Genomic DNA, 25,017 nt, shown 5'->3' with positions numbered 1-25,017 from the left:
GCCCCGTTTACGCGCCCCCTAGCGCTTTTGTCGGGGACGCCTGGCCACCCACCCCTCACTCGAGTTGTCGCACCCATCATGAGTCTCTTCTCTGCCGTCGAAATGGCTCCGCGCGATCCCATCCTGGGCCTCAACGAAGCATTCAACGCGGACACCCGCACCACCAAGGTCAACCTTGGCGTGGGCGTCTACTACAACGAGGAGGGGCGAATTCCGCTGCTGCGCGCCGTCGCAGAAGCCGAAAAAGCGCGTATCGAGGCGCATGCTCCGCGCGGCTACCTGCCGATCGAAGGCATCGCCGCCTACGACAAGGCCGTGCAGGAACTGCTGTTCGGCAAAGGCGCTGCGCTGATCGAAGCCGGCCGTGTGATCACCACGCAAGCCCTGGGCGGTACCGGCGCACTGAAGATCGGCGCCGACTTCCTCAAGCGCCTGCTGCCGGACGCCACCGTCGCCATAAGCGACCCGAGCTGGGAGAACCACCGCGCCCTGTTCGAATCGGCCGGTTTCCCGGTGCAGAATTACCGCTACTACGACCCGTTCAGCAACGGCGTGAACCGCGGCGGCATGCTCGAAGACCTGCGTAACCTGCCGGCCCGTTCCATCGTCGTGCTGCACGCCTGCTGCCACAACCCGACCGGCGTCGACCTGCAATTGGAAGACTGGAAGGCCGTGCTGGACGTGCTGCGCGAGCGCGAGCACGTGCCCTTCCTCGACATCGCCTACCAGGGCTTCGGTGACGGCATCGACCAGGACGCCGAAGCCGTGCGCCTGTTCGCCGAGTCGGGCCTGGAGTTCTTCGTATCCAGCTCCTTCTCCAAATCGTTCTCGCTCTACGGCGAGCGCGTCGGCGCCCTGTCTCTGGTCACCAGCAGCCGTGAAGAGTCGACTCGCGTCCTGTCGCAGCTCAAACGCGTGATCCGTACCAACTACTCCAACCCACCTACCCACGGCGCTACCGTGGTCGCCAGCGTGCTCAACAGCCCGGAACTGCGTGCCATGTGGGAAGCCGAACTGGGCGAAATGCGCGACCGCATCCGCAGCATGCGCCTGGCCATGGTCGAACAACTGTCCGCATTGGGCGCCAAGCGCGACTTCGGCTTCGTCGCCGAGCAGCGGGGCATGTTCTCCTACTCCGGCCTCACCGTGGAGCAAGTGGAACGCCTGAAGGAAGAGTTCGGCATCTACGCCGTCGGCACCGGCCGTATCTGCGTCGCCGCGCTGAACAACGGCAACCTGGACAGCGTCACCCGCGCGATCCACGCCGTGCTTTAGCCTCTGCGATAGACAAAAACGCCGGCCCATAAGCCGGCGTTCTTGTTTAGGCAGAGCGTAGAGACAAAACTCGGCGACTATCATTGCAGGCTCGCGCTACCACGGCAACCTGATGCCTATCCCTTTCACCGACAGCATTGCGTACGACAGAATCAACAAGTACATGCAACACAATGCGTAAAACCGCTTACGACTTCCTGCCATTTGCCACGCTCCTTTTTTGTGAAATCTATCACAAAAAGAAGGACAGACGTCAAAACGCCATCACCCAAAATTGGTGAAGCCATACCAAGGAAACACCAGCAGAACGACAGACACCCAAAAGGTTGACTTCTCTTTTTTAATCAGTAACATACGCGTCGTTGTTCCGCGATAGCTCAGTCGGTAGAGCAAATGACTGTTAATCATTGGGTCCCTGGTTCGAGTCCAGGTCGCGGAGCCAAATTTAAGAACCCAGCCTAACCGCTGGGTTTTTTATTGCCTGCGCAACTCTCACCAGGGACTGCGTCCCAAGTTATTCGCTTCGCTCACCCCTTCGGGGCCGCGCTGAAGCGCGTTCAGCTTCGCTGTCGAGTCCAGGTCGCGGAGCCAAATTCAAAAGCCCAGCCTCGTGCTGGGCTTTTTATTACCAGGGATCATGTCCCAGGCCATTCATCTCCCTGCAGGAGAGCATCGCACCTGTAGGAGCCCCGCGGCGAATCGAAAGAACAAAGCCTCGCCCCGAGGCGGGGCTCCTACAAAACGCAAATCGCGTAGCCCAGCACCCTCCCCTACAAAAACGAAAAAGGCCGGTCAAAAGACCGGCCCAGACTACAACGCCGCCAGGCGTCAGTTAACACTCAACTTGTCGCGGTTCTTCTCCAGCGTCGCCTCGCCGATACCTTTCACCTCCAGCAACTCATCGACCGAGGCGAAATTACCGTGTTCTTCCCGATAAGCCACAATCGCCTGCGCCTTGGTAGCACCAATCCCCACCAACTCACTCTGCAGCGTTGCAGCATCGGCGGTATTGAGATTGACCACGGCAACCTGCGCCACTTGCGCGGCAGCCGGTTTGGCGCTTTCGGTTTTTGGGGTTTCAGCCGCGGCGGCAGCCAGAGAGAAGGAAGCCAGAACAGCGAACAACACAGAAGAAAGACGGACTTTAAGCATGATATGCATCCTTACGTAAGTTGATCCTTGAGGAAGGCGTCTAGCCTCCCCTTATCAACATAGATGCTAACAACAGACTGTCAAATATCCGTGCGTTTTTGCAGATAAAGCCAATCGACAATTTCCCCTTCTGGCCGATAACCGGACACTACCTGCCGCAGCAATTGCCGCACACGTTCGTAATCCTCACGCGCAACGGCATCATGAAGCGCCAGGAGAATTTGCTTATATTCCGCCCAGGGCAACATCTCTTCGTTGGCCCGCATAATCATTGGGTGCTCAGTTGGGCTGACGTTGTCGCCAATAAGTAACTCCTCATAGAGTTTCTCACCCGGCCTGAGCCCGCTGAACTCGATGGCGATATCTCCCTGAGGGTTATCAGAGGAGCGAACGCTCAAACCACTGAGATGGATCATTTTCTCGGCCAGCTCGGCGATCTTTACCGGCGACCCCATGTCCAACACGAAGACATCCCCACCCTCTCCCATTGAGCCGGCCTGAATGACTAACTGAGCAGCCTCGGGGATAGTCATGAAGTACCGCGTAATATTGGGATGTGTAACCGTTACAGGCCCACCCCGTCGGATTTGCGCATGGAACAGGGGAATGACCGAACCTGACGATCCAAGCACATTACCAAAGCGAACCATTGTGAATCGGGTCTTGTTGACCTGATGGAGAGCCTCGCCCTTACCGAAAAGTACTGGCGCCTGCTCACGACTCAATGCCTGTAGCACCATTTCAGCCAAACGCTTGGTGCTACCCATCACATTGGTTGGTCGCACGGCCTTATCCGTAGAGATCAGCACAAAATGCTCAACGCCAGCTTTCAAGGCAGCCTGCGCCGCGTGCAAGGTACCAAAGACATTATTGAGCACCCCCTCAGCCACATTGTGTTCCACCATCGGCACGTGCTTGTAAGCGGCTGCATGATAAACCGTATCCACCTCCCAGCCACGGAGTACTTCCTCCAGCCGCTTGGCATTGCGAATGGAGCCGAGAATCGGGATCATCTGAATACTCAAAGCCTCACGTTTGATGCGCCGCGAAAGCTCCGCATGAATGCTGTAGAGATTGAACTCACTGTGCTCGAACAAAATCAAAGTGCGAGGAGAATTGGCCAGAATCTGCCGGCACAGCTCGGAGCCAATCGAGCCACCCGCGCCGGTCACCATGACAACCTGACTACGAATACAGCGCTCGAACAACGCCTTCTGCGGGGGCACCGGATCCCGCCCCAATAAATCAGCAATATCAACTTCCTGAATCTCATCGACCGTCACGCGCCCACTTGCCAGATCCATAAAGCCTGGAACGCTACGTACATGTAGAGGGTATTCCTCCAGCAACTTTAGAATCTCGCGACGCCGCGCACGCGAGGCAGAGGGCACAGCCAACAAAATCTCTTGAACCCCCGCCTCATCGATCATCTGCTGCAAATGCTTCGGTTTATATACCCGCAAACCAGCGATAACACGATTAGCGATGCTTGAATCATCATCGACAAATGCGACTGGGCGCATGGAGCGCCCCATGCGCAACGCAGCTAATAACTGGTTGCCCGCAGCACCAGCGCCATAAATGGCAACACGAGGCAAACCAGAGTCTTTCGCCTGAAGCTGATAAGGATGATCGCCCGAGAACCAGTCACCCATAAAGTAGTGGCGCATCAACAAGCGCAAACCGCCAATAAAAGTAATGCTCAGCCACCAGTAGTTGAGGACCATCGAGCGAGGAATTATCAGCGTAGCGTCGCGATACCAATAAACTGCCAGAGCCAACATCAATGCCGACAACGATACCGCTTTGAAAATGCCTTTTAGCGCGTCGTTACCAAAGTAACGCATAACTGCGCGGTACATCCCCTGGCGGACAAAAATAGGTATGGTAATTATTGGTGCTAACGCGAAAAGCCAAGCATGCCCGCCCAAAGGCTGAATCTCGTTTAAATCACCCAAGCGCACAAGAAAGGCCAGCCATAGGGCCAGCCATATTAGGAGAATATCTGTTGCGACCTGCAGCACTCGCTTATAACGGCGAGGTAAAGCAATCAAACGAGAACGCAACCAGTCGGCCGACTTTAACATCAAAAAACCTCATATCCGTTGAAAACCGCAGCTGGACTGCAATCAACGTAGCCTCACGCACATATGAAATGACTCCGTCACGCGATGACGAAAAACAAAGAACTCGCGAAGAACGAGTAGTAAGGTGACAATTAACCGGAAAGCTTCCCACTTAAGATAAAATGCGATTTAGCGCCGTGATCCTCACCTGCCCAGTGCAGTCAGCACAGTCGTGCCGGTATCGTTACATCCTGTTGATGCACATAATCTACCACGAAACAACCAGCCAATTGCCCCCTTTCGGGCGCAATCCAGCGTGGCCAGCACACAAACAGATTACCCTCCACTTACATTACCCTTGCGCGTGAATGCAAGGTCCAAAGCCGCTCAGCTTGCACCCTGGCCCGCCGCAAAGCCAAACGGGATTTCAATGGCGCTTCGCCAATGATCCTTGATGCCATCTTAGCCCGCATTGCAGCCAAACCAGTGCTCTGCTTATGCATGGGCGGTACTCGCCAGACCAGCGGCCGCTTGGTATCGTCAGCAGTCGGCCGCAACCGGCAAGCAAAAGGGCAAAAACGACCCTAGCCATAGCGAATCTACACACACCCGCAACCCAATATGCCGTTCAAAGGCCAATCCTACGTTCCAAATTTAATAACTACTTCGAGCCAAGCAGCACACCTGCAGACGGTACTCAAATCAGTCCTTTATACAATCCCCAAAGGCTTTTCCGGAAAAGTTAAAAATATATCAGATCAATTTCAGCCAAAGGTTTTGGAATCGAAACATTAATGCCACTTACTTGGGCTAAGCCAGTAACACCAGGGCGAGCCTCATAGATACTACACCTACCCTCTCAGCAGTCAGTTCCTGACGATTGAACTGACCAGGACGACGTCCAACCAAGCACATCTCCTAAGTACGCCCCACAGTTGAAGCCACTCGCCGAGCTTAGTCGTTCGCGGGAAATGCTTCAACGGATAGTGGGTGCGTTACTAGCTAAGGTGGGAGCCTAGACGGTATACACCTTCATGGCGCGGAATTTCATAAATTGAAAGGCTTCTAATGACACCAACCCGCACCTGGGGGGGGGCGACACAGTATCGAACAGACTAACAATGGTCAGCAGAACCAACAGCGAAAACCAACTATCAGCCCCAGCAGCGAAAAAATTAAGTACGCTAATCACGGATTCACTATCAAACGATAAATTGGAAAGAGTTCTACCCTGCCCCTCCCCAAAAACTTTCATATCGATCAGCAGAATAGGTTGGGCTCTACCACGTTAGCACGGGCACTTTCGAGTATGCTCACACCGAGCTGAAGGAGCGCTCATGTGCAAGCGCAAGAAATACAGCTCCGAACTCAAGCGGGAACCATTGAACTGATTCGTCGTTCAGGGGCGAGCTGCCGACAGGTGACCCTAAAGATTGGTGTTGCTCCCAACCTGCTCACACGTTGGGCTCGGGAGGCGCAACCTGCTACAGAGAAAGCCTTTCCTGGAACGGGAAGGCCGCGGGATGAGGAGCTGCCCGCCTCAAACGCGAGTTGGCCCGAGTAACCAAGGAACGTGATTTTTCAATAGACGCGGCAGCGTACTTTGACAAAGAATCATCGAGCGGCACACGCGGGTCCAGCGCTGCCGTAGCGAGTACCCGGTACGCCCCTGATGTTCCGCTGCCTGAAGGTTTCTGCCAGTGGCTGTTACGCCTGGCAGAATTGCGAGCCAAGCTCACGTACTCAAGAGAATGCATGCCTGGTGAGACGCATTCCGGAGATTCACGAGGACAGCCGTGGCGTGATCGGAGCGTCACGGATGCACGAGGATCTGCTCGACGAAGGCGAAACCGTCAGCCTGAACCACGTTGCTCGCCTGACGGCCGCCGAGCGAATTCAAGGCTGGCCACGCCGGAAGAGGCGTGATGTTGGAAGAGTCGCCAACCACCGTCCAGCAGGCGCTGGAGCACGATTTAACCGCGCAGGAACCAGAGCGCAAGTGGGTCACGGACATTACGGAAATAGCCACACTGGAAGATAAGCTCTTCCTATGCGTGACGCTCGACTTCTACAGCAAGCTGGTGATTGGCTGGTCGATGCATCATCGTCAGGATCGGAAGATGGCGATTCGAGCGTTAAAGGTGGCGATCTGGTAGCGTCAGGGTGACTGGTCGGAGATCCTGCATTCGGATCGCGGTAGCCAATTTACCAGCGCTGAATACCAGCGTTTTCTGAATCGCAACACACCGGATTACAGTATGATCGCCGTCGGGCATTGGGCGACAATGCTGCTTGTGGAGGCTTCTTCGGTCAGTTCAAACGGGAGCGCGTTGCCCATCAGTGGTATCGGACTCGTGATGAAGCGCGGGCGGATTTATTCGACTACATCGAGTGGCTTCATAACCCACAAATACGTCGTAGAGTCGCCCGGCAAGACCTGAAGTTTTCAGCCCTTTTCAAACCGTCCGTCGAAATGGGGTAGCCCCCCCCCTACAAGCACAACCGTGCGGCTGATCAACGCGCTAAGCAGGGCGTGCCCAGCGTTTAAGGCTTCGCCAGCCAAGGGTCAGTACGCGCAAGTTCAATTACCTTTTGCACCGCCAGTCCAACGACAGCCTGAAGGTCGAATGCGACCAGTTATAAGATCTTGGCCGAAGACCGCCTATTGGGACTGCCCAAGCGCGCGCATCACAAGACCACATAGAAATTTCATCGGCTTTATCGGCATCCGCATCGGCTCAAGCCTGGATCCGATCAAATTACGGCGATAAGGCCCGAACATGTCTGGGTGGCAGATATAACCTACTTACCGGCCCGAAATAGCACTCGATACTTGAACTTGGTCACCGACGCCTACTCACGAAAGATCATTGGCCATCACGCCCACAAGGGCTTGCATGCCGAATCTGTGACGGTCGCCTTTCGGCAAGCACTACGAGGAAGATGGAGTAACCAAGCGCTGATCCATCATAGTGATCGCGGAACTCAGTATTGCTCTGCACTTTATCAGGCACTGCAAAGGCAACATAGATCGTAGTGCTCAGTGACCGAGGCCACGATTGCTATCAGAACTCACAGACGGGGCGGGTGAATGGCATTTTGAAGAACGAACTGCTGCGCAGCCGATTTGCAGCAAGCCAGAGCGCTGCTTAGCGAGGCCGCCGGGATCTACAAGACGGAGCGACCGCACCTGGCTTTGGAATACAGAACGCCCGATGCAGTGCACCGGATTTTATAGGTACCGCAAATCTAGCTAAAACGGTATTAGCCTATTTCAGGACTAGACGATCCAGCATGACGCAAAATTAGCGCCGACATCTCTACAGCTTTGCCAGAACATCTACTCGTCTTCATTCACCCGATCACGCAGCTCTTTACCCGGCTTGAAATGCGGCACGAACTTGCCGTCCAGACGCACCGACTGGCCGGTTTTCGGGTTACGCCCAACGCGCGGTGCGCGGTAGTGCAGCGAGAAGCTGCCAAAGCCGCGAATTTCGATGCGATCTCCGGTGGCCAGTGCCTGGGACATTTGCTCCAGCATGGTCTTGATGGCCAACTCGACATCCTTGGAGGACAGCTGACCTTGATGAGTGACAATTCTTTCGATCAACTCCGACTTGGTCATGGTTTTCCCTTCTTTTTCAAGCGGCTAGAAGACTCGACGGTTTGGTTGTAGCACGCGGGTCATCTTTTGAACAGCCTAAAAAACAAGGTGTTAGCGCAATCTGAGGCAGAACCGCGCCACGCGACACACAAGAGGCTTACAGCAGGGACATAAAACGGTTTGCCGAACCCGGGACTGGGGCAAGACCCGCCCTGGATGGCCACACCAAAGCGAATCCGCGCACCCACTAATCAACGACAGGTACAAGGCTTCGCGAGCAGTGCTCCTCTCAACCTACAGCGCGAGCATGCCGATTGCTGTGGGGACGCACTGCGCTTGGCAGGACTACACATCGCCTGGTGCGCGCGGCACACCCTACGGGATGTAGAAACGAAAAAGGGCGACCCGAGGGCCGCCCTTTTTCTGGATGGATTAACCGAACTTAGTTCTGTTTTTCCATTTGAGCACGGAGCAGATCACCAATGGTGGTCGGGCCGGTGCTTTCAACGTCTTGCTTGTTACGCAGTTCCTTCATCGCGTCTTTCTCGTCTTCAACGTCTTTCGACTTGACGGACAGGCTGATGACGCGGGACTTGCGGTCGACGCTGATGATCTTGGCTTCTACTTCGTCGCCTTCTTTCAGAACGTTGCGCGCGTCTTCAACGCGGTCACGGCTGATTTCGGAGGCTTTCAGAGTAGCTTCGATCTCGTTGCCCAGGTCGATGATGGCGCCCTTGGCGTCTACTTCTTTCACAACGCCACGGACGATGGTGCCCTTGTCGTTGATGGAGACGTAGTTGCTGAACGGATCGTCTTCCAGTTGCTTGATGCCCAGGGAGATACGCTCGCGCTCCGGATCAACCGACAGGATGACGGTTTCCAGCTCGTCGCCCTTCTTGAAGCGACGCACGGCTTCTTCGCCAGCTTCGTTCCAGGAGATGTCGGACAGGTGAACCAGGCCGTCGATGCCGCCGTCCAGACCAATGAAGATACCGAAATCGGTGATCGACTTGATGGTGCCGGAGATTTTGTCACCCTTGTTGAACTGACCGGAGAAGTCTTCCCACGGGTTGGTCTTGCACTGCTTGATACCCAGGGAGATACGACGACGCTCTTCGTCGATGTCCAGAACCATGACTTCCACTTCGTCGCCGACGTTAACGACTTTCGACGGGTGGATGTTCTTGTTGGTCCAGTCCATTTCGGAAACGTGCACCAGGCCTTCCACGCCCTCTTCCAGCTCGGCGAAGCAGCCGTAGTCGGTGAGGTTGGTGACGCGGGCAACAACGCGGGTGTTTTCCGGGTAACGAGCTTTGATGGCAACCCATGGGTCTTCGCCCAGTTGCTTCAGGCCCAGGGATACGCGGTTACGCTCGCGATCGTACTTCAGAACCTTGACGTCGATCTCGTCGCCAACGTTGACGATCTCGGACGGGTGCTTGATGCGCTTCCAAGCCATGTCGGTGATGTGCAGCAGGCCATCTACGCCGCCCAGGTCAACGAACGCACCGTAGTCGGTGAGGTTCTTGACGATACCTTTGACTTGCTGGCCTTCCTGCAGGGATTCCAGCAGAGCTTCGCGCTCGGCGCTGTTCTCGGCTTCCAGGACGCTGCGACGGGAAACGACAACGTTGTTGCGCTTCTGGTCCAGTTTGATGACCTTGAATTCCAGCTCTTTGCCTTCCAGGTGAGTGGTATCACGCACCGGACGGACGTCAACCAGGGAACCCGGCAGGAACGCGCGGATGCCGTTGACGTCAACAGTGAAGCCGCCTTTGACCTTACCGTTGATAACGCCCTTGACCACTTCTTCAGCGTTGAACGCAGCTTCCAGAACCAGCCAGGATTCAGCGCGCTTGGCTTTTTCGCGGGACAGCTTGGTTTCACCGAAGCCATCTTCAACCGCGTCCAGCGCGACGTGGACTTCGTCACCGACCTTGATGGTCAGCTCGCCTTGTTCGTTGAAGAACTGGTCGAGCGGGATGACGCCCTCGGACTTCAGACCTGCGTGAACGGTAACCCAGTCACCGTCGATGTCGACCACGATACCGGTGATGATGGCGCCCGGCTGCATGTCGAGGGATTTCAGGCTTTCTTCAAATAGTTCTGCAAAGCTTTCGCTCATGTTGATTCCTGTTGATCAAGGGCGGGGATTCGCCCAAACCACACTCCAGACCATGTGGGTTCGTTCATATGAAAAGAGGCCTACGGGACAAGGACTGGTCTCCCGTATGCCTCCTTGCGGACCCTTCGATTTAAAGCAACCGAGAGCCCTTACCCGGCGAGATCGCGATCGGCGACCTCGCTCAGAATTCGTTCAAGCACTTGCTCGATGGAAAGTTCGGTGGAATCCAGCACGATTGCGTCGGCTGCCGGCTTGAGCGGAGCCACCGCGCGCTGGGTATCGCGCTCGTCGCGCGCCCGTATCTCGTCGAGAAGACTCGCGAGATTAACATCATCGCCTTTGGCCTTCAACTGCAAGTAGCGGCGACGGGCACGCTCCTCGGCGCTGGCGGTCAGGAAAATCTTCAGCGGCGCCTCGGCGAACACCACGGTGCCCATGTCGCGGCCATCGGCCACCAGGCCCGGCATCTCCTGAAATGCGCGCTGACGCTGCAGCAGTGCTTCGCGCACGGCAGGCAGCGAGGCGACCATCGAAGCACCCGCACCAACCTGTTCATTACGGATGGCGTCGGTCACCTCCTCGCCTTCGAGGATGATGCGCTTGTCGATGAACTGTACATCCAGATGCGCGGCCAGCTGCTTGAGCGACTCTTCGTTGGTCAGATCGATACCATGGTTACCGGCAGCAAAGGCCAGCAAGCGATACAGCGCACCAGAGTCGAGCAGATTCCAGCCCAGCTGCTTGGCCAGCAGTGAACAGAGCGTGCCCTTGCCCGACCCGCTCGGCCCGTCGACCGTGATTACCGGCGCGCTCATGCGTTGCCCTCTACGACCACATTGATACCGACTTCAGCTGCCAGGGCGAGGAAGTTGGGGAAGGACGTGGCGACGTTGGCGCAGTCGTGGATACGGATTGGTGCACTGGCACGCAGCGAAGCGACGCTGAAGGACATGGCAATGCGGTGATCGCCATGCGCCCAGACTTCACCACCGCCAATGGCGCCGCCGTCGATGATGATACCGTCAGGGGTCGGCTCAGCCTTGACGCCCAGCGAGATCAGGCCGTCGGCCATGACCTGGATACGGTCGGATTCTTTCACCCGCAGCTCTTCGGCACCGCGCAACACGGTGCGACCTTCGGCACAGGCGGCAGCGACGAACAGTACCGGGAATTCATCGATGGCCAGCGGTACCAGGTCTTCCGGGATATCGATGCCTTTCAGCTTGGCTGCACGCACGCGAATGTCCGCCACCGGTTCGCCGCCAACTTCACGCTGGTTTTCCAGGGTGATGTCACCGCCCATCAGCTTGAGAATGTCGATCACGCCGGTGCGGGTCGGGTTGATGCCGACGTGCTCCAGCACCAGCTCGGAGCCCTCAGCGATGCTGGCAGCGACCAGGAAGAAAGCAGCCGAGGAAATATCCGCCGGCACTTCGATGCGCGTGGCGCTCAGCTTGTGGCCGGACTCGACGCTGGCGGTGCTGCCCTCGACGCTGACCGGGTAGCCGAAACCGCGCAGCATACGCTCGGTGTGATCACGGGTCGGCGCCGGCTCGGTCACCGAGGTGCTCCCCGCAGCGTACAAGCCAGCCAGCAGCAGGCAGGATTTGACCTGGGCGCTGGCCATGGGCATTTCGTAGGCCATGCCGGTGAGGCGCTGGCCACCCTTGATGGTCAGCGGCGGACGACCTTCCGGGCCAGTCTCGATCACCGCGCCCATCTCACGCAGCGGCTTGGCCACGCGATTCATCGGGCGCTTGGACAGCGAAGCGTCACCGGTCAGCGTGGTATCGAACGGCTGCGCAGCCAGCAGGCCGGAGAGCAGGCGCATGGAAGTACCGGAGTTCCCCATGTACAGCGCGCCGGCCGGCGCTTTCAGACCATGCAGGCCGACGCCATGGATGGTCACGCGGCCGTGGTGCGGGCCTTCGATGACCACGCCCATGTCGCGGAACGCCTGCAACGTGGCCAGGGCATCTTCGCCTTCGAGGAAGCCTTCGACCTCGGTGGTGCCTTCAGCCAGCGAACCCAGCATGATCGAGCGGTGCGAAATGGACTTGTCACCGGGGACGCGGATACGTCCGGACAGGCTGCTACCGGGTTTTGCCAGGAAAATCAGATCGGTCGAGTGCATAGCGTCCACATAGGCCCTGCGGGCCAGAATTTTGCTGAAATGTTCGCGGGCCACGCGGGCGCGGGTGAACACGCCCAGCAGTTGATGCCCATCCCCAGCGTCGACCGCGTCGCGCAAGGCGTCGAGGTCGTCGCGAAACGTATCCAATGTGCGCAGCACGGCCTCGCGGTTGGCAAGGAAGATATCGTGCCACATCACCGGATCACTGCCGGCGATCCGCGTGAAGTCGCGGAAACCGCCAGCGGCATAGCGGAAAATTTCCAGGTTCTCGCTGCGCTTGGCCAGCGAGTCAACCAGGGTAAAGGCCAGCAGATGCGGCAGGTGGCTGGTGGCGGCAAGCACCTGGTCGTGATGCTCGACCTCCATCGCCTCGACATCCGCCCCCAGCTCGCGCCATAGCCCTTCGACCAGCGCCAGAGCGGCCTCATCACTGTATTCGCACGGAGTGAGAATGACCTTGTGACGGCGGAACAGCTCGGCGTTGGCAGCCTCCACCCCACTCTGCTCGGACCCCGCAATGGGATGGCCGGGCACCAGACGCACTGCCTTTCCAGCAAACGCCAGGCGCGCCGCGCGCACGACATTGCCCTTGGCGCTACCGACGTCGGTCAGCACGGCGTTGCCAAGATCCAGCGCAGCCAGTTGAGCAAGCACCTTCTCCATGGCCAGGATAGGCACTGCCAACTGAATGACCTCGGCCCCCTGACAGGCGGCGGCCAGATCGCTCTCACAACGATCGACCACGCCCAACTGTACCGCCAAGCGACGCGATTCTGCATCCAGATCGACACCCACCACTTCCCGGCACAGACCACGTTCACGCAGGCCCTTGGCGAAGGAGCCACCGATCAGGCCGAGACCGACCACTACCAGGCGGCCGATCTTAGGGGTAAACGATTGCACTGCAGTGACAGTCACGCCGACAGCACCTTGGCCAAAGCCTCGAGGAAGCGTGCGTTCTCTTGCGGCAGGCCGATGGAGACACGCAGGAAATTCGGCATGCGGTAACCAGCCATCGGTCGCACGATCACCCCTTCACGCAGCAGCGCCTGGTTGATCGCAGCTGTGTCGCGGCCAAAATCGACGGCGATGAAGTTGGCCTTGGAGGCAATCCAGCTCAGCCCCAGAGCCCGCAACCCCTCTTCCAACTGCTGCATGCCGGCATCGTTTAGGCGACGGCTTTCAGCCAGGTAGTCGGCATCGCTCAGCGCCGCGCAGGCAGCTGCCAGCGCGAGGCTGTTAACGTTGAACGGCTGACGCACGCGGTTGAGCACATCAGCAATGGCCGGCGAGCTGATGGCGTAGCCAACACGCAGGGAGGCCAGGCCATAGGCCTTGGAGAAGGTGCGCGAGACCAGCAGGTTCGGGTAGCGCGCCAGGTAATCAAGGCCGTCCGGCAACTCGTCGCCTTCGGCGTATTCGATATAGGCTTCGTCCAGCACCACCAGCACCGACTCCGGCACCTTGGCCAGGAAGGTTTCCAGCGCGTCCGGGCCAAACCAGGTACCGGTCGGGTTGTTGGGGTTGGCGATGAAGACGACGCGAGTATTGCCATCGATGGCGGCAAGCATGGCCTGCAAATCGTGACCGTAATCCTTGGCCGGCACGATCTTGCCCTGTGCGCCGACTGCCTGCGTGGCAATGGGATAAACCGCGAAAGCGTAGTCACTGAACACGGCGTTGAGGCCAGGCGCCAGGTAGGCGCGAGCAACCAGCTCAAGGATATCGTTGGAGCCATTACCCAGCGTCACCTGCGCAGCGTCGACACCGTAACGGGCAGCCAGCGCAGTCTTGAGGGTGAAGCCATTGCCATCCGGGTAGCGGGTCAGCTCGTCCAGTTCGGCGCGAATCGCTGCCAGCACTTTGGTGCTGGGGCCGAGCGGGTTTTCGTTGCTGGCCAGCTTGACGATACCGGCCGGGTCGAGACCCAGCTCACGGGCCAGCTCATCGACCGGCTTGCCGGGTACGTACGGAGACAGCTTTTGCACCCCTGGCTGGGCCAGGGTCAGAAAATCGCAACTCATTACAAAACCTCATTGTCTCGACCGAGCGCCACAGGCTTCGCAGGAGCAACTTCAATCGCGAACATCGCGGCTAAAGCCGCTCCTACAGGGACGCGGTTTACAGTACCGCCTTCGGATAAGAACCCAGCACCTTCAGCGCCACCGCTTCCTGAGCGAGCTTCTCCAGCACACCCTTGACCAACGGATCGCGGTGGTGGCCGACGAAATCGATGAAGAACACGTAGGTCCACTTGCCGCTGCGCGACGGGCGGGTCTCGATGCGAGTCAGGTCGATACCGTTGTTATGGAACGGCACCAGCAGCTCGTGCAGCGCACCCGGCTTGTTGCGCATCGAGACGATGATCGAGGTCTTGTCGTCGCCGGTCGGCGGCACTTCCTGGCTGCCGATGATGAGAAAGCGCGTGGAGTTGTCCGGGCGATCCTCGATCTTTTCCGCCAGTTTGGTCAGGCCATACAGGTTGGCCGCCATATCGCCGGCAATCGCCGCGCTGTTCCACTCGCTCTTCACTCGCTTGGCCGCGTCAGCGTTGCTGGAAACAGCCACGCGCTCGACGTTCGGGTAGTGCGCGTCCAGCCACTTGCGGCACTGCGCCAGCGACTGGGCATGGGAATAGATGCGGGTGATCTTGTCGGTCTGAGTGGTCTCGCCCACCAGCAGGTGGTGGTGAATGCGCAGCTCCACCTCGCCACAGATGACCATGTCATGCTCGAGGAAGCTATCGAGGGTGTGGTTGATCGCGCCTTCGGTGGAGTTCTCCACCGGCACCACGCCGAAGTTGACCGCACCGGCAGCCACTTCGCGGAACACTTCATCGATGGCAGCCATGGGCACGCTGATCACCGCATGACCGAAGTGCTTCATCGCTGCGGCCTGACTGAAGGTACCTTCAGGGCCGAGGTAGGCGACTTTCAGCGGATTTTCCAACGCCAGGCAGGAGGACATGATCTCGCGGAACAGCCGCGCCATTTCCTCGTTGCCGAGCGGGCCCTGGTTGCGCGCCATCACGCGCTTGAGCACCTGAGCCTCGCGCTCAGGACGATAGAAGACCGGCGATTCGCCTTCCTTCAGCTCCTTCATCTTCACGCGGGCGACTTCTTCAGCGCAGCGCGCGCGATCGCTGATCAGCTCGAGAATGCGCTCGTCGAGGTTGTCGATGCGTACCCGCAGCGCTTGCAGCTCCTGCTCGGACATATCAGGCGTGCTCCTTCTCGAACTCGGCCATATAGGCCACCAGAGCCTCGACCGCATCCATACCAACGGCGTTGTAGATGGAGGCACGCATGCCACCGACCGAGCGATGGCCCTTGAGGTTGAGTAGGCCGCGCTCATCGGCGCCGGCCAGGAAGGCTTTATCCAGCTTCTCGTCGGCCAGGCGGAACGGCACGTTCATCCAGGAACGCGCGTTGTGGGCGATGGGATTGCTATAGAAGTCGCTGTCATCGATGGTTTTGTACAACAGGTCCTTCTTGGCGCGGTTGATGCGCTCCATGGCCTCGACGCCGCCCTGCTCCTTCAGCCACTGGAAGACCAGGCCGGAGAGGTACCAGGAATAGGTCGCTGGGGTGTTGTACATCGAACCGTTATCGGCAGAAATCTTGTAGTCGAGCATGGTCGGGCAGCTGGAACGGGCGCGACCGAGCAGGTCTTCACGGACGATCACCACCACCAGACCGCTCGGGCCGATGTTCTTCTGCGCACCGGCGTAGATCAGGCCGAACTGCGAAACATCCAGCGAACGCGAGAGGATGTCCGAGGACATATCGGCGACCAACGGGGTATCGCCGGTCTGCGGCACCCAGTCGAACTGCAGACCACCGATGGTCTCGTTGCTGCAGTAATGCACGTAGGCAGCGTCTTTCGACAGCTGCCAGTCGTTCTGACCGGGAATGGCGAAATAGTCGTGCGCCTTGGCACTGGCGGCGACGTTGATGGCACCGTAACGACGCGCTTCTTCGATGGCTTTCTTCGACCAGATGCCGGTTTCGACGTAATCCGCCACGCCGTCTTCCGGCAGCAGATTCAGCGGAATCTCGGCGAACTGCTGACTGGCACCACCCTGCAGGAACAGTACCTTGTAGTCGGTGGGCACAGCGAGCAGATCACGCAGGTCCTGCTCGGCCTGGCTGGCGATGGCCACGTACTCGTCGCTGCGATGGCTCATCTCCATCACCGAGAGGCCCTTGCCTTGCCAGTCGAGCATCTCGGCCTGGGCGCGTTGCAGTACAGCGGTCGGCAGCGCGGCCGGGCCGGCGCAGAAGTTAAAAGCTCGCTTGCTCACGTCTGTCTCTCTCAGATTCACAGAACGCCACCACCAGGCGATGGCATGTCCACACTGTCACCGTGTCTGCGGGAGGGGCTTTTAAAGCCCCTCCTACAGAGCCCGACTTCACTCTTCGCTGCCTTCCTCGGCGTCGGCGACTGGTGCTTCGACGCTTTCGGCGACTTCAGCGCCCTCTTCGCCTTCGACCAGCTCGTCCTCTTCCACCGCAGTCGGCTCCTGCACACGCTCCAGGCCGACCAGGGTCTCGTCCTTGGCCAGCTTGATCAGGGTCACGCCCTGAGTGTTACGGCCCGAGCTGGAGACTTCGTCGACACGGGTCCGCACCAGGGTGCCCTGATCGGAAATCAGCATGATTTCCTCGCCGTCCTGCACCTGGATGGCGCCGACCAGCTTGCCGTTACGCTCGCTGGTGACCATGGCGATAACGCCCTGGCCGCCACGACCGCGACGGGGGAACTTGCCCAGACCGGTGCGCTTGCCGAAGCCGCGCTCAGAGGCGGTGAGAATCTGCGCACCGGACTCCGGAATCAGCATGGAGATCAGTTGCTGATCCTTGCCCAGGCGCATACCGCGCACACCGCGCGCGGTGCGGCCCATGGTGCGCACCTTGCTCTCGGCGAAGCGCAGCACCTTGCCGGCGTCGGAGAACAACATGACTTCCTTGGCACCATCAGTGATGGCGGCGGCAATCAGGGTGTCACCCTCTTCCAGCTTCAGGGCAATCAGACCGGCGCTACGCGGACGGCTGAACTGCACCAGCGGGGTCTTCTTCACGGTACCGAAGGCGGTGGCCATGAAGATGAAGGCGCCGGTCGGTTCCGCGACCAGTTCAGGGGTTTCGCCCTCGACTTCTTCGACTTCCTCGGCCTCGACCACCTCGCTGGCTTCGCCCTCGATCACCACGCCTTCATCATCAAGATCTTCGTCTGCGCCGGCGCTCTGCTGCAGCGCTTCAAGGTCGATCTGCAGCATCGCGGTGATGCGCTCGCCCTCGTCCAACGGCAGCAGGTTGACCAGCGGACGACCACGCGCAGCACGCGAGGCCTCGGGGATTTCGAAGGTACGCAGCCAGTACACCTTACCCTTGCTGGAGAACAGCAGCAGGGTTGCGTGGCTATTGGCGACCAGCAGGTGTTCGACGTAGTCCTCGTCCTTCACACCAGTGGCCGATTTGCCCTTGCCACCGCGACGCTGCGCCTCGTAGGCCGCCAGCGGCTGGCTCTTGGCGTAGCCGCCGTGGGAAATGGTGACGACGCGCTCTTCTTCGGTGATCAGATCAGCAATGGTCAGGTCCAGACGCGAGGCGACGATCTCGGTACGACGGGCATCACCGAACTCGGCCTTGACCTTCTCCAGCTCCTCGCGGATGACTTCCATCAAGCGCTCGGGGTTGGTCAGGATGCGGATCAGCTCGCCGATCAGGTTGAGAATTTCCTGGTACTCGGCCAGCAGCTTCTCGTGCTCCAGGCCGGTCAGGCGGTGCAGGCGCAATTCGAGGATGGCCTGAGCCTGCTCCGGCGACAGGTAGTACTTGCCGTCACGTAGACCGTATTGCGCATCCAACCCTTCCGGGCGGCAGGAGTCGGCGCCCGCGCGCTCGACCATGGCTTCCACCGCACTGGATTCCCAGGCAGTGGCGATCAGGCGCTCCTTGGCTTCGGCCGGCGTCGGCGAGGCCTTGATCAGCTCGATCACCGGATCGATATTCGACAGCGCTACCGCCTGGCCTTCGAGGATGTGGCCGCGCTCACGCGCCTTGCGCAACTCGTAGACAGTACGGCGGGTCACCACTTCACGGCGGTGACGGATGAACACCTCAAGCATGTCCTTGAGGTTCATGATCTTCGGCTGACCGTCGACCAGCGCCACGACGTTGATGCCGAACACGCTCTGCATCTGGGTCTGGGCGTACAGGTTGTTCAGTACCACGTCCGGCACTTCACCACGACGCAGTTCGATCACCACGCGCATCCCGTCCTTGTCGGACTCGTCACGCAGCTCGGTGATGCCTTCGATCTTCTTCTCTTTGACCAGCTCGGCGATCTTCTCGATCAGACGCGCCTTGTTCAGCTGGTACGGCAGCTCGGTGACCACCAGTTGCTGGCGACCGCCGACCTTGTCGATATCCTCGACCTCGACGCGAGCGCGGATGTAGATGCGCCCACGGCCGGTACGATAGGCCTCGATGATGCCGGCACGGCCGTTGATGATGCCCGCAGTGGGGAAATCAGGGCCGGGGATGTACTGCATCAGGTCATCGACGGTCAGCTCAGCGTTGTCCATCAGCGCCAGGCAGCCGTCGATCACCTCGGTGAGGTTGTGCGGCGGGATGTTGGTGGCCATGCCCACGGCGATACCGGACGAGCCGTTGACCAGCAGGTTCGGCACCTTGGTCGGCATGACAGCAGGGATCTGCTCGGTGCCGTCGTAGTTGGGCACCCAGTCGACGGTTTCTTTTTCCAGGTCGGCCAGCAGCTCGTGGGCCAGTTTGGTCATGCGCACTTCGGTATATCGCATGGCCGCGGCGTTGTCGCCGTCCACCGAACCGAAGTTGCCCTGACCGTCGACCAGCAGGTAGCGCAGGGAGAAGTCCTGCGCCATACGCACGATGGTGTCGTACACCGCGATGTCGCCGTGCGGGTGGTATTTACCGATTACATCACCGACCACACGGGCGGATTTCTTGTAGGGCTTGTTCCAGTCGTTGCCCAGCTCGCTCATGGCGTAGAGCACACGGCGGTGTACCGGCTTCAAGCCATCGCGCGCATCCGGCAGCGCACGCCCGACGATCACGCTCATCGCGTAGTCGAGGTAGGACTGTTTCAGCTCGTCTTCGATATTGACCGGGAGGATTTCTTTGGCCAGTTCGCCCATGAGAAGCCTGGTTCCTTTTTCTGGTGAAACTCCGCGCCATTCTTCCTGAACGCCATGGAGCTCGTCGCGATAGCCTCAGGCCATCAGCGACTCACGACAAATCAACGAGTTATGTCACGATTCGATGCAGTGAAGGAGGCTGCAGTCAGCCCCCTTGAAAACTGCCGGAGATTACCACAAAGCGTGCTACACACCTACCCCGCGACGGCGCGCGCATGGCAGGTTCAATGCAGGCGCTTACGGCACATCAACTGCGCCAGCTTGGCGCTATCTGGACGCTCGATCACGCCCTTCTCGGTCACGATGTAGTCAACCAGATCAGCCGGCGTCACATCGAAAACCGGATTGACGGCATGCACATCGGCCGCGACTCGATGCCCCGCCACCTCCAGCAACTCAATACCATCGCGCTCTTCGAGCAGGATGTCCTCGCCACTTTCCAGATTCATGTCGATGGTCGAACTTGGCGCCACCACCATCAGCCGCACGCCGTGGTGCATGGCGTTGACCGCCAACTGATAAGTGCCGATCTTGTTGGCCACATCACCGTTAGCGGTGATGCGATCAGCGCCGACGATGACCCAGGTGATGCCCTTGGTCTTCATCAGGTGAGCCGCCGCTGCATCGGCATTGAGCGTGACCGGCACGCCGTCACCCGCCAATTCCCAGGCAGTCAGTCGCGCTCCCTGCAGCCAGGGGCGGGTTTCATCGACATAGACCTGCTCGACCAAACCTTCCAGATACGCCGCACGGATCACCCCGAGCGCGGTGCCAAAGCCGCCGGTTGCCAGGGCACCGGCATTGCAGTGCGTCAGCAGCACCTGCAGATTGCCCTGATGCTTTCGAATCAGTTCCATGCCCAACTGCGCCATGGTCAGGTTGGCCTCACGGTCGCTGAGATGAATCCCCACCGCCTCAGCCTCCAGTAGCGCCAGGATGTCGTCGCCATCCTTGAGTCTTGCCAGGCGTTCACGCATGCGCTGCAGAGCCCAGAACAGGTTTACCGCAGTCGGGCGCGAGCGCTCGAGATAGGCAAAATCCGCCTCCAACGCCTCACGCCAGTCACCACCGGCTTGCAGACGAGCACGGACACCCAGCACCAGCCCATAGGCAGCAGCAATGCCAATAGCCGGCGCACCACGCACCACCATGTCGCGAATCGCATCGGCCACCTCGGCGGCAGAGTCGAAGCGCAGCCAGGTCTGCCGATGCGGCAACAGGCGCTGATCGAGCAGGTACAACGCACCATCGCGCCACTCGATTGCCTGAACCTTCTCCACCGCCAGCAATTGCTCGCGCATCGCGCACTCCATCTGTCACCGCCAAAAAATCGCGGATTATACGCAGACCAACTGGCACCAGCCGAACTATCCGGCACGCCCCACGACTTCAAGCTGAGTGCGTTCATCTATACACTGGCGACCTTCCCTGCATCGATCAAGCCAGACGGACGCCCTCATGCCCGAATCTCCTCTCGACCTGTTGCTGCTGCCCACCTGGCTGGTGCCCGTGGAACCAGCCGGGGTCGTGCTGCGCGATCATGGCCTGGGAATCCGCGACGGGCAGATCGCACTGATCGCGCCACGTGCCGAGGCACTGCGCCACCCAGTAAAGGAGGTGCGCGAACTGCCTCAGTGCCTGCTCGCGCCGGGGCTGATCAACGCCCATGGCCACGCAGCAATGTCCCTGCTGCGCGGCATTGCCGACGACCTGCCACTGATGACCTGGCTGCACGAGCACATCTGGCCCGCCGAGGGTAAGTGGGTCGATGAGGATTTCGTCCGCGACGGTACTGACCTAGCCATCGCCGAACAGATCAAGGGCGGCATCAGTTGCTTCTCCGACATGTACTTCTACCCGCAGACCGCCGCCGAACGCGTGCACAACGCCGGCGTGCGCGCGCAGATCACCGTTCCCGTACTGGACTTCCCGGTACCCGGCGCACTCAATGCAGCCGAAGCCCTACGCACGGGCCTGCAACTGTTCGATGACCTCAAGCAGCACCCTCGCATCCGCATCGCTTTTGGCCCTCACGCGCCCTACACGGTCAGCGACGACAAGCTGGAACAGATTCGCGTACTGGCTGACGAGCTGGATGCCGGCATTCATATGCACGTGCACGAAACCGTCCAGGAAGTGGCCGAAGCCGTCGCCAAGCACGGCGAACGCCCACTGGCCCGCCTGGCACGCCTCGGCCTGCTCGGCCCGCGTTTCCAGGCGGTGCACATGACGCAGATCGATGACGAGGACCTGGCGCTGCTGGTGGAGCACAACTGCAGCATCGTGCATTGCCCTGAATCCAACCTCAAACTGGCCAGCGGCTTCTGCCCGGTCGAGCGTCTGTGGCAGGCTGGCGTCAACGTCGCCATCGGCACCGATGGCGCCGCCAGCAACAACGACCTCGACCTGCTCGGCGAAACCCGTACCGCCGCGCTACTGGCCAAGGCCGTCGCCGGCTCCGCCACTGCCCTGAACGCTCACAGTGCCTTGCGCATGGCCACCTTGAATGGCGCCCGCGCACTGGGACTGGAAACACAGACCGGCTCGCTGGAACCGGGCAAGCTCGCCGACGTGGTCGCCTTCGACCTTTCCGGCCTGGCCCAGCAACCGATCTACGCCCCGGTATCGCAGCTCATCTATGCCAGCGGCCGCGACTGCGTGAAGCATCTGTGGGTTGGCGGCAAGCAGTTGCTGGACGACGGCCGACTGGCCCGCATGGACGAAAGCGTGCTGATCGCCAAGGCCAGGGAATGGGGAGCCAGGATTGCCAGCGAGTAACGCCGCTTATTCTCCCCTCTCCCGCTTGCGGGAGAGGGGCCGGGGGGGAGAGGGCTGTCAGGCAACACCGAGCCGTTGCCAAGCCCCCTCCCCAACCCTCCCCCATAAATGGGAGAGGGGGCAGAACGAGTATGTACGAGATAAATGAGCAGCCGATGAACCTTGGGCTCTACAACATTCCCAAACGACTGCGACAAACTGACATACATTGAACGAACCCGCGCCGCCCCATGCCCGTTCTTAAACTGGCAACATAGCGGCGATACGCTTTCCATGCTTTGAATAGAGATGCTTATGAGCAACGTCGACCGCGCCGAAATCGCCAAATTCGAGGCCCTGGCACACCGCTGGTGGGACCGCGAGAGCGAGTTCAAACCCCTGCACGACATCAACCCGCTGCGAGTCAACTGGATCGACGAACGCGTCGGCCTGGCTGGCAAGCGGGTACTGGACGTCGGTTGTGGCGGTGGCATCCTCAGTGAGGCCATGGCCCAGCGCGGCGCCACGGTGATGGGTATCGACATGGGCGAAGCGCCGCTGTCGGTCGCCCAGTTGCACCAGCTGGAGTCCGGCGTCGAAGTCGACTACCGGCAGATCACCGCCGAAGCGCTGGCCGAGGAGATGCCGGGCCAGTTCGACGTCGTCACCTGCCTGGAAATGCTCGAGCACGTGCCCGATCCCTCATCGGTCATCCGTGCCTGCTACAGACTGGTCAAGCCCGGCGGCCAGGTGTTCTTCTCGACCATCAACCGCAACCTCAAGGCGTACCTGTTCGCCGTGATCGGCGCCGAGTACATCCTGCGCCTGCTGCCGCGTGGCACTCACGATTTCAAGAAGTTCATCCGCCCCTCCGAACTGGGCGCCTGGAGCCGCGCAGCCGGGCTGGAGGTCAAGGACATCATCGGCCTGACCTACAACCCTCTGACCAAGCACTACAAGCTGGGAGCAGACGTCGACGTCAACTACATGATCCAGACGCTGCGCAAGGAGTAGGCCGCATGCGTTTGAAAGCAGTTCTTTTCGACATGGACGGCACCCTGCTCGACTCGGCGCCGGACTTCATCGCCATCACCCAGGCCATGCGCGCCGCTCGCGGTCTGCCACCACTGGCCGACAAGGCCATACGCGACCAGGTCTCCGGCGGCGCACGCGCCATGGTCGCCTGCGCTTTCGATGAAGATCCGGATTCGGCCGCCTTCGAAGCCCTGCGCCTGGAGTTCCTGGAACGCTACCAGCAACACTGCGCAGTCCTCACCCGCCCGTTCGAGGGCATCGAAGCCCTGCTCGACGATATCGAACAGGCGCGCCTGCTGTGGGGCGTCGCCACCAACAAACCGGTGCGTTACGCCGAGCCGATCATGCAAGGTCTGAATCTGGCCGAGCGTTCGGCCGTGCTGGTCTGCCCTGACCATGTCGAGCAAAGCAAGCCGGCGCCGGACATGCTGCTGCTCGCCTGCCAGCAGATGGGCGTCAAACCCGAGGAAGTGCTGTTCATCGGCGACGACGCACGGGATATCGAATCCGGCCGCGCCGCCGGCTGCCGCACGGCCGCAGTGACCTACGGCTATATCCACCCCGAGGACAACCCACGCAACTGGGGCGCCGACGTGGTCGTGGATCACCCCCAGGAACTGCGTGCGGTGCTCGATCGCGCCCTGTGCAGTTGCTGATCGCGCAGGACGGGTGAAACCCGTCACTCTCCACTCTGGCGGGTTGCACCCGCCCTACCAGTTCTTCGAAGGATCCTCACATGTTCGACTACACCGCCCGCCCAGACCTGCTCAAGGATCGCGTCATCCTGATCACCGGCGCCGGTCGCGGTATCGGCGCGGCCGCCGCCAAGAGCTTCGCCGCCCACGGCGCCACCGTGCTGCTGCTGGGCAAGACCGAAGCCAACCTGAGCCAGGTTTATGACGAAATCGAGGCGGCCGGTCACCCGCAGCCGGTGGTGATCCCCTTCAACCTGGAAACCGCCCTGCCGCACCAGTACGACGAACTGTCGGTGATGATCGAGAACGCGTTCGGCCGCCTCGATGGCCTGCTGCACAATGCCTCGATCCTCGGCCCGCGCACGCCGCTGGAGCAGCTGTCCGGCGACAACTTCATGCGCGTGATGCACGTCAACGTCAACGCCATGTTCATGCTCAGCAACACCCTGCTGCCGCTGCTCAAACTGTCGCAGGACGCCTCCGTCGCCTTCACCTCCAGCAGCGTCGGACGCAAGGGCCGCGCCTACTGGGGCGCCTACGCGGTATCGAAATTCGCCACCGAGGGCCTGATGCAGGTCATGGCTGACGAACTGGACGGCATCGCCAACGTGCGCGCCAACAGCATCAATCCGGGGGCGACCCGCACCGCCATGCGCGCCCAGGCCTATCCTGGGGAAAACCCGGCGACCCGCCCACTGCCGGAAGAGATCATGCCGCTTTATCTGTACCTGATGGGCCCGGACAGCAAGGGCGTCAACGGCCAGGCGTTCGACGCCCAGTGATTACCCGCCATGGCCCGCTGCACCCCAGCGGGCCATCGCCGACAAAAAACCGCCACCAACCTTGCCAAGCGGCAGCACATTGCCAGCATCACCGTCAGCCAACCGGCAACCGCTTGCCGATCAGCCTTTCGAAAAACATCTAAGTGACTGACTTCACAAGACTTTAAGCTCACTTGAACCACCTGGCACGAAATTCGCTCTAACCCTCTCGT

At 59.9% G+C, this 25,017-nt stretch carries 16 protein-coding genes, 1 tRNA gene and 2 pseudogenes; 8 read left to right on the top strand and 11 right to left on the bottom strand.

The window, feature by feature from the left end; all coding sequences use genetic code 11:
• Positions 1 to 78: 78 nt before the first annotated feature.
• Together EGJ86_RS13645 and EGJ86_RS13640 are read left to right on the top strand one after the other, a co-directional pair.
• Complete coding sequence (locus EGJ86_RS13645) at positions 79 to 1,275, top strand: amino acid aminotransferase (RefSeq protein WP_125835454.1); 1,197 nt, start codon at positions 79 to 81, stop codon at positions 1,273 to 1,275.
• Positions 1,276 to 1,641: 366 nt separating this feature from the next.
• Positions 1,642 to 1,717, top strand: a tRNA-Asn gene (locus EGJ86_RS13640).
• A gap of 386 nt (positions 1,718 to 2,103) precedes the next feature.
• Here the strand turns inward: EGJ86_RS13640 and EGJ86_RS13635 are convergent.
• A complete protein-coding gene (locus tag EGJ86_RS13635) occupies positions 2,104 to 2,427 on the bottom strand; it encodes a helix-hairpin-helix domain-containing protein (RefSeq protein ID WP_125835453.1) in 324 nt (107 codons plus the stop codon).
• An 80-nt stretch (positions 2,428 to 2,507) separates the two neighbouring features.
• The gene (locus EGJ86_RS13630) at positions 2,508 to 4,514 is read right to left on the bottom strand and encodes a nucleoside-diphosphate sugar epimerase/dehydratase (protein WP_125835452.1); all 2,007 of its coding nucleotides are present in this window, start codon (positions 4,512 to 4,514) and stop codon (positions 2,508 to 2,510) included.
• A gap of 1,316 nt (positions 4,515 to 5,830) precedes the next feature.
• On the opposite strand from EGJ86_RS13630, the pseudogene EGJ86_RS13625 reads away from it, so the two are divergent.
• Positions 5,831 to 6,975, top strand: a pseudogene (locus EGJ86_RS13625) (IS3 family transposase).
• Positions 6,976 to 6,984: 9 nt separating this feature from the next.
• Positions 6,985 to 7,731, top strand: a pseudogene (locus EGJ86_RS13620) (transposase); the annotation flags it as partial.
• 102 nt (positions 7,732 to 7,833) lie between these two features.
• On the opposite strand, the gene ihfB reads toward EGJ86_RS13620, so the two are convergent.
• The 9 genes from ihfB to mtnA all read right to left on the bottom strand — a co-directional run bounded on the left by ihfB (position 7,834) and on the right by mtnA (position 20,837).
• The gene (gene ihfB / locus EGJ86_RS13615; protein WP_003243558.1) at positions 7,834 to 8,118 is read right to left on the bottom strand and encodes an integration host factor subunit beta; all 285 of its coding nucleotides are present in this window, start codon (positions 8,116 to 8,118) and stop codon (positions 7,834 to 7,836) included.
• 421 nt (positions 8,119 to 8,539) lie between these two features.
• Positions 8,540 to 10,222, bottom strand: coding sequence for a 30S ribosomal protein S1 (gene rpsA / locus EGJ86_RS13610; protein WP_099525375.1), 1,683 nt, complete (start codon positions 10,220 to 10,222; stop codon positions 8,540 to 8,542).
• 149 nt (positions 10,223 to 10,371) lie between these two features.
• Positions 10,372 to 11,037, bottom strand: a complete 666-nt coding sequence (gene cmk / locus EGJ86_RS13605) for a (d)CMP kinase (protein ID WP_125835451.1) — start codon at positions 11,035 to 11,037, stop codon at positions 10,372 to 10,374.
• A complete protein-coding gene (locus EGJ86_RS13600; protein WP_125835450.1) occupies positions 11,034 to 13,274 on the bottom strand; it encodes a bifunctional prephenate dehydrogenase/3-phosphoshikimate 1-carboxyvinyltransferase in 2,241 nt (746 codons plus the stop codon). Before EGJ86_RS13600 ends, cmk begins: the two co-directional genes overlap by 4 nt.
• Positions 13,271 to 14,380: a histidinol-phosphate transaminase gene (hisC, locus tag EGJ86_RS13595; RefSeq protein ID WP_125835449.1), complete on the bottom strand. Its 1,110-nt coding sequence runs from the start codon at positions 14,378 to 14,380 to the stop codon at positions 13,271 to 13,273. The genes EGJ86_RS13600 and hisC overlap by 4 nt, the downstream gene beginning before the upstream one ends.
• 97 nt (positions 14,381 to 14,477) lie before the next feature.
• On the bottom strand, positions 14,478 to 15,572 hold the full coding sequence (pheA, locus tag EGJ86_RS13590; RefSeq protein WP_099525371.1) for a prephenate dehydratase: 1,095 nt from the start codon (positions 15,570 to 15,572) through the stop codon (positions 14,478 to 14,480).
• 1 nt (position 15,573) lies between these two features.
• Positions 15,574 to 16,659, bottom strand: coding sequence for a 3-phosphoserine/phosphohydroxythreonine transaminase (gene serC, locus EGJ86_RS13585; RefSeq protein ID WP_125835448.1), 1,086 nt, complete (start codon positions 16,657 to 16,659; stop codon positions 15,574 to 15,576).
• A gap of 108 nt (positions 16,660 to 16,767) precedes the next feature.
• Entirely contained in the window at positions 16,768 to 19,536 is a 2,769-nt protein-coding gene (gene gyrA, locus EGJ86_RS13580) for a DNA gyrase subunit A (RefSeq protein ID WP_125835447.1), read from the bottom strand.
• Between the two features lie 224 nt (positions 19,537 to 19,760).
• A complete protein-coding gene (mtnA, locus tag EGJ86_RS13575; RefSeq protein WP_125835446.1) occupies positions 19,761 to 20,837 on the bottom strand; it encodes an S-methyl-5-thioribose-1-phosphate isomerase in 1,077 nt (358 codons plus the stop codon).
• Between the two features lie 157 nt (positions 20,838 to 20,994).
• Here mtnA and EGJ86_RS13570 point away from each other — a divergent pair, with 157 nt between their 5' ends.
• The 4 genes from EGJ86_RS13570 to EGJ86_RS13555 all read left to right on the top strand — a co-directional run bounded on the left by EGJ86_RS13570 (position 20,995) and on the right by EGJ86_RS13555 (position 24,805).
• The gene (locus EGJ86_RS13570; protein ID WP_125835445.1) at positions 20,995 to 22,314 is read left to right on the top strand and encodes a TRZ/ATZ family hydrolase; all 1,320 of its coding nucleotides are present in this window, start codon (positions 20,995 to 20,997) and stop codon (positions 22,312 to 22,314) included.
• Between the two features lie 294 nt (positions 22,315 to 22,608).
• A complete protein-coding gene (ubiG, locus tag EGJ86_RS13565; protein WP_125835444.1) occupies positions 22,609 to 23,307 on the top strand; it encodes a bifunctional 2-polyprenyl-6-hydroxyphenol methylase/3-demethylubiquinol 3-O-methyltransferase UbiG in 699 nt (232 codons plus the stop codon).
• A gap of 5 nt (positions 23,308 to 23,312) precedes the next feature.
• Entirely contained in the window at positions 23,313 to 23,984 is a 672-nt protein-coding gene (gene mupP / locus EGJ86_RS13560; protein ID WP_125835443.1) for an N-acetylmuramic acid 6-phosphate phosphatase MupP, read from the top strand.
• A gap of 80 nt (positions 23,985 to 24,064) precedes the next feature.
• A complete protein-coding gene (locus tag EGJ86_RS13555) occupies positions 24,065 to 24,805 on the top strand; it encodes a YciK family oxidoreductase (protein WP_125835442.1) in 741 nt (246 codons plus the stop codon).
• Positions 24,806 to 25,017: the final 212 nt, after the last annotated feature.

The sequence above is a fragment of the Pseudomonas sp. o96-267 genome, assembly GCF_003935465.1.
GTDB lineage: Bacteria > Pseudomonadota > Gammaproteobacteria > Pseudomonadales > Pseudomonadaceae > Aquipseudomonas > Aquipseudomonas sediminis.
The sequence above is the reverse complement of the archived record's forward strand: the minus strand, read 5'-3'. Positions and strand labels throughout refer to the sequence as shown.

Excerpts from the sequence above, each read along its gene's own strand:
- EGJ86_RS13645 (WP_125835454.1), top strand. The coding sequence starts at position 79 with ATGAGTCTCTTCTCTGCCGTCGAAATGGCTCCGCGCGATCCCATCCTG.
- EGJ86_RS13635 (WP_125835453.1), bottom strand. The coding sequence starts at position 2,427 with ATGCTTAAAGTCCGTCTTTCTTCTGTGTTGTTCGCTGTTCTGGCTTCC.
- EGJ86_RS13630 (WP_125835452.1), bottom strand. The coding sequence starts at position 4,514 with ATGTTAAAGTCGGCCGACTGGTTGCGTTCTCGTTTGATTGCTTTACCT.
- ihfB (WP_003243558.1), bottom strand. The coding sequence starts at position 8,118 with ATGACCAAGTCGGAGTTGATCGAAAGAATTGTCACTCATCAAGGTCAG.
- rpsA (WP_099525375.1), bottom strand. The coding sequence starts at position 10,222 with ATGAGCGAAAGCTTTGCAGAACTATTTGAAGAAAGCCTGAAATCCCTC.
- cmk (WP_125835451.1), bottom strand. The coding sequence starts at position 11,037 with ATGAGCGCGCCGGTAATCACGGTCGACGGGCCGAGCGGGTCGGGCAAG.
- hisC (WP_125835449.1), bottom strand. The coding sequence starts at position 14,380 with ATGAGTTGCGATTTTCTGACCCTGGCCCAGCCAGGGGTGCAAAAGCTG.
- pheA (WP_099525371.1), bottom strand. The coding sequence starts at position 15,572 with ATGTCCGAGCAGGAGCTGCAAGCGCTGCGGGTACGCATCGACAACCTC.
- gyrA (WP_125835447.1), bottom strand. The coding sequence starts at position 19,536 with ATGGGCGAACTGGCCAAAGAAATCCTCCCGGTCAATATCGAAGACGAG.
- mtnA (WP_125835446.1), bottom strand. The coding sequence starts at position 20,837 with ATGCGCGAGCAATTGCTGGCGGTGGAGAAGGTTCAGGCAATCGAGTGG.
- EGJ86_RS13570 (WP_125835445.1), top strand. The coding sequence starts at position 20,995 with ATGCCCGAATCTCCTCTCGACCTGTTGCTGCTGCCCACCTGGCTGGTG.
- ubiG (WP_125835444.1), top strand. The coding sequence starts at position 22,609 with ATGAGCAACGTCGACCGCGCCGAAATCGCCAAATTCGAGGCCCTGGCA.
- mupP (WP_125835443.1), top strand. The coding sequence starts at position 23,313 with ATGCGTTTGAAAGCAGTTCTTTTCGACATGGACGGCACCCTGCTCGAC.
- EGJ86_RS13555 (WP_125835442.1), top strand. The coding sequence starts at position 24,065 with ATGTTCGACTACACCGCCCGCCCAGACCTGCTCAAGGATCGCGTCATC.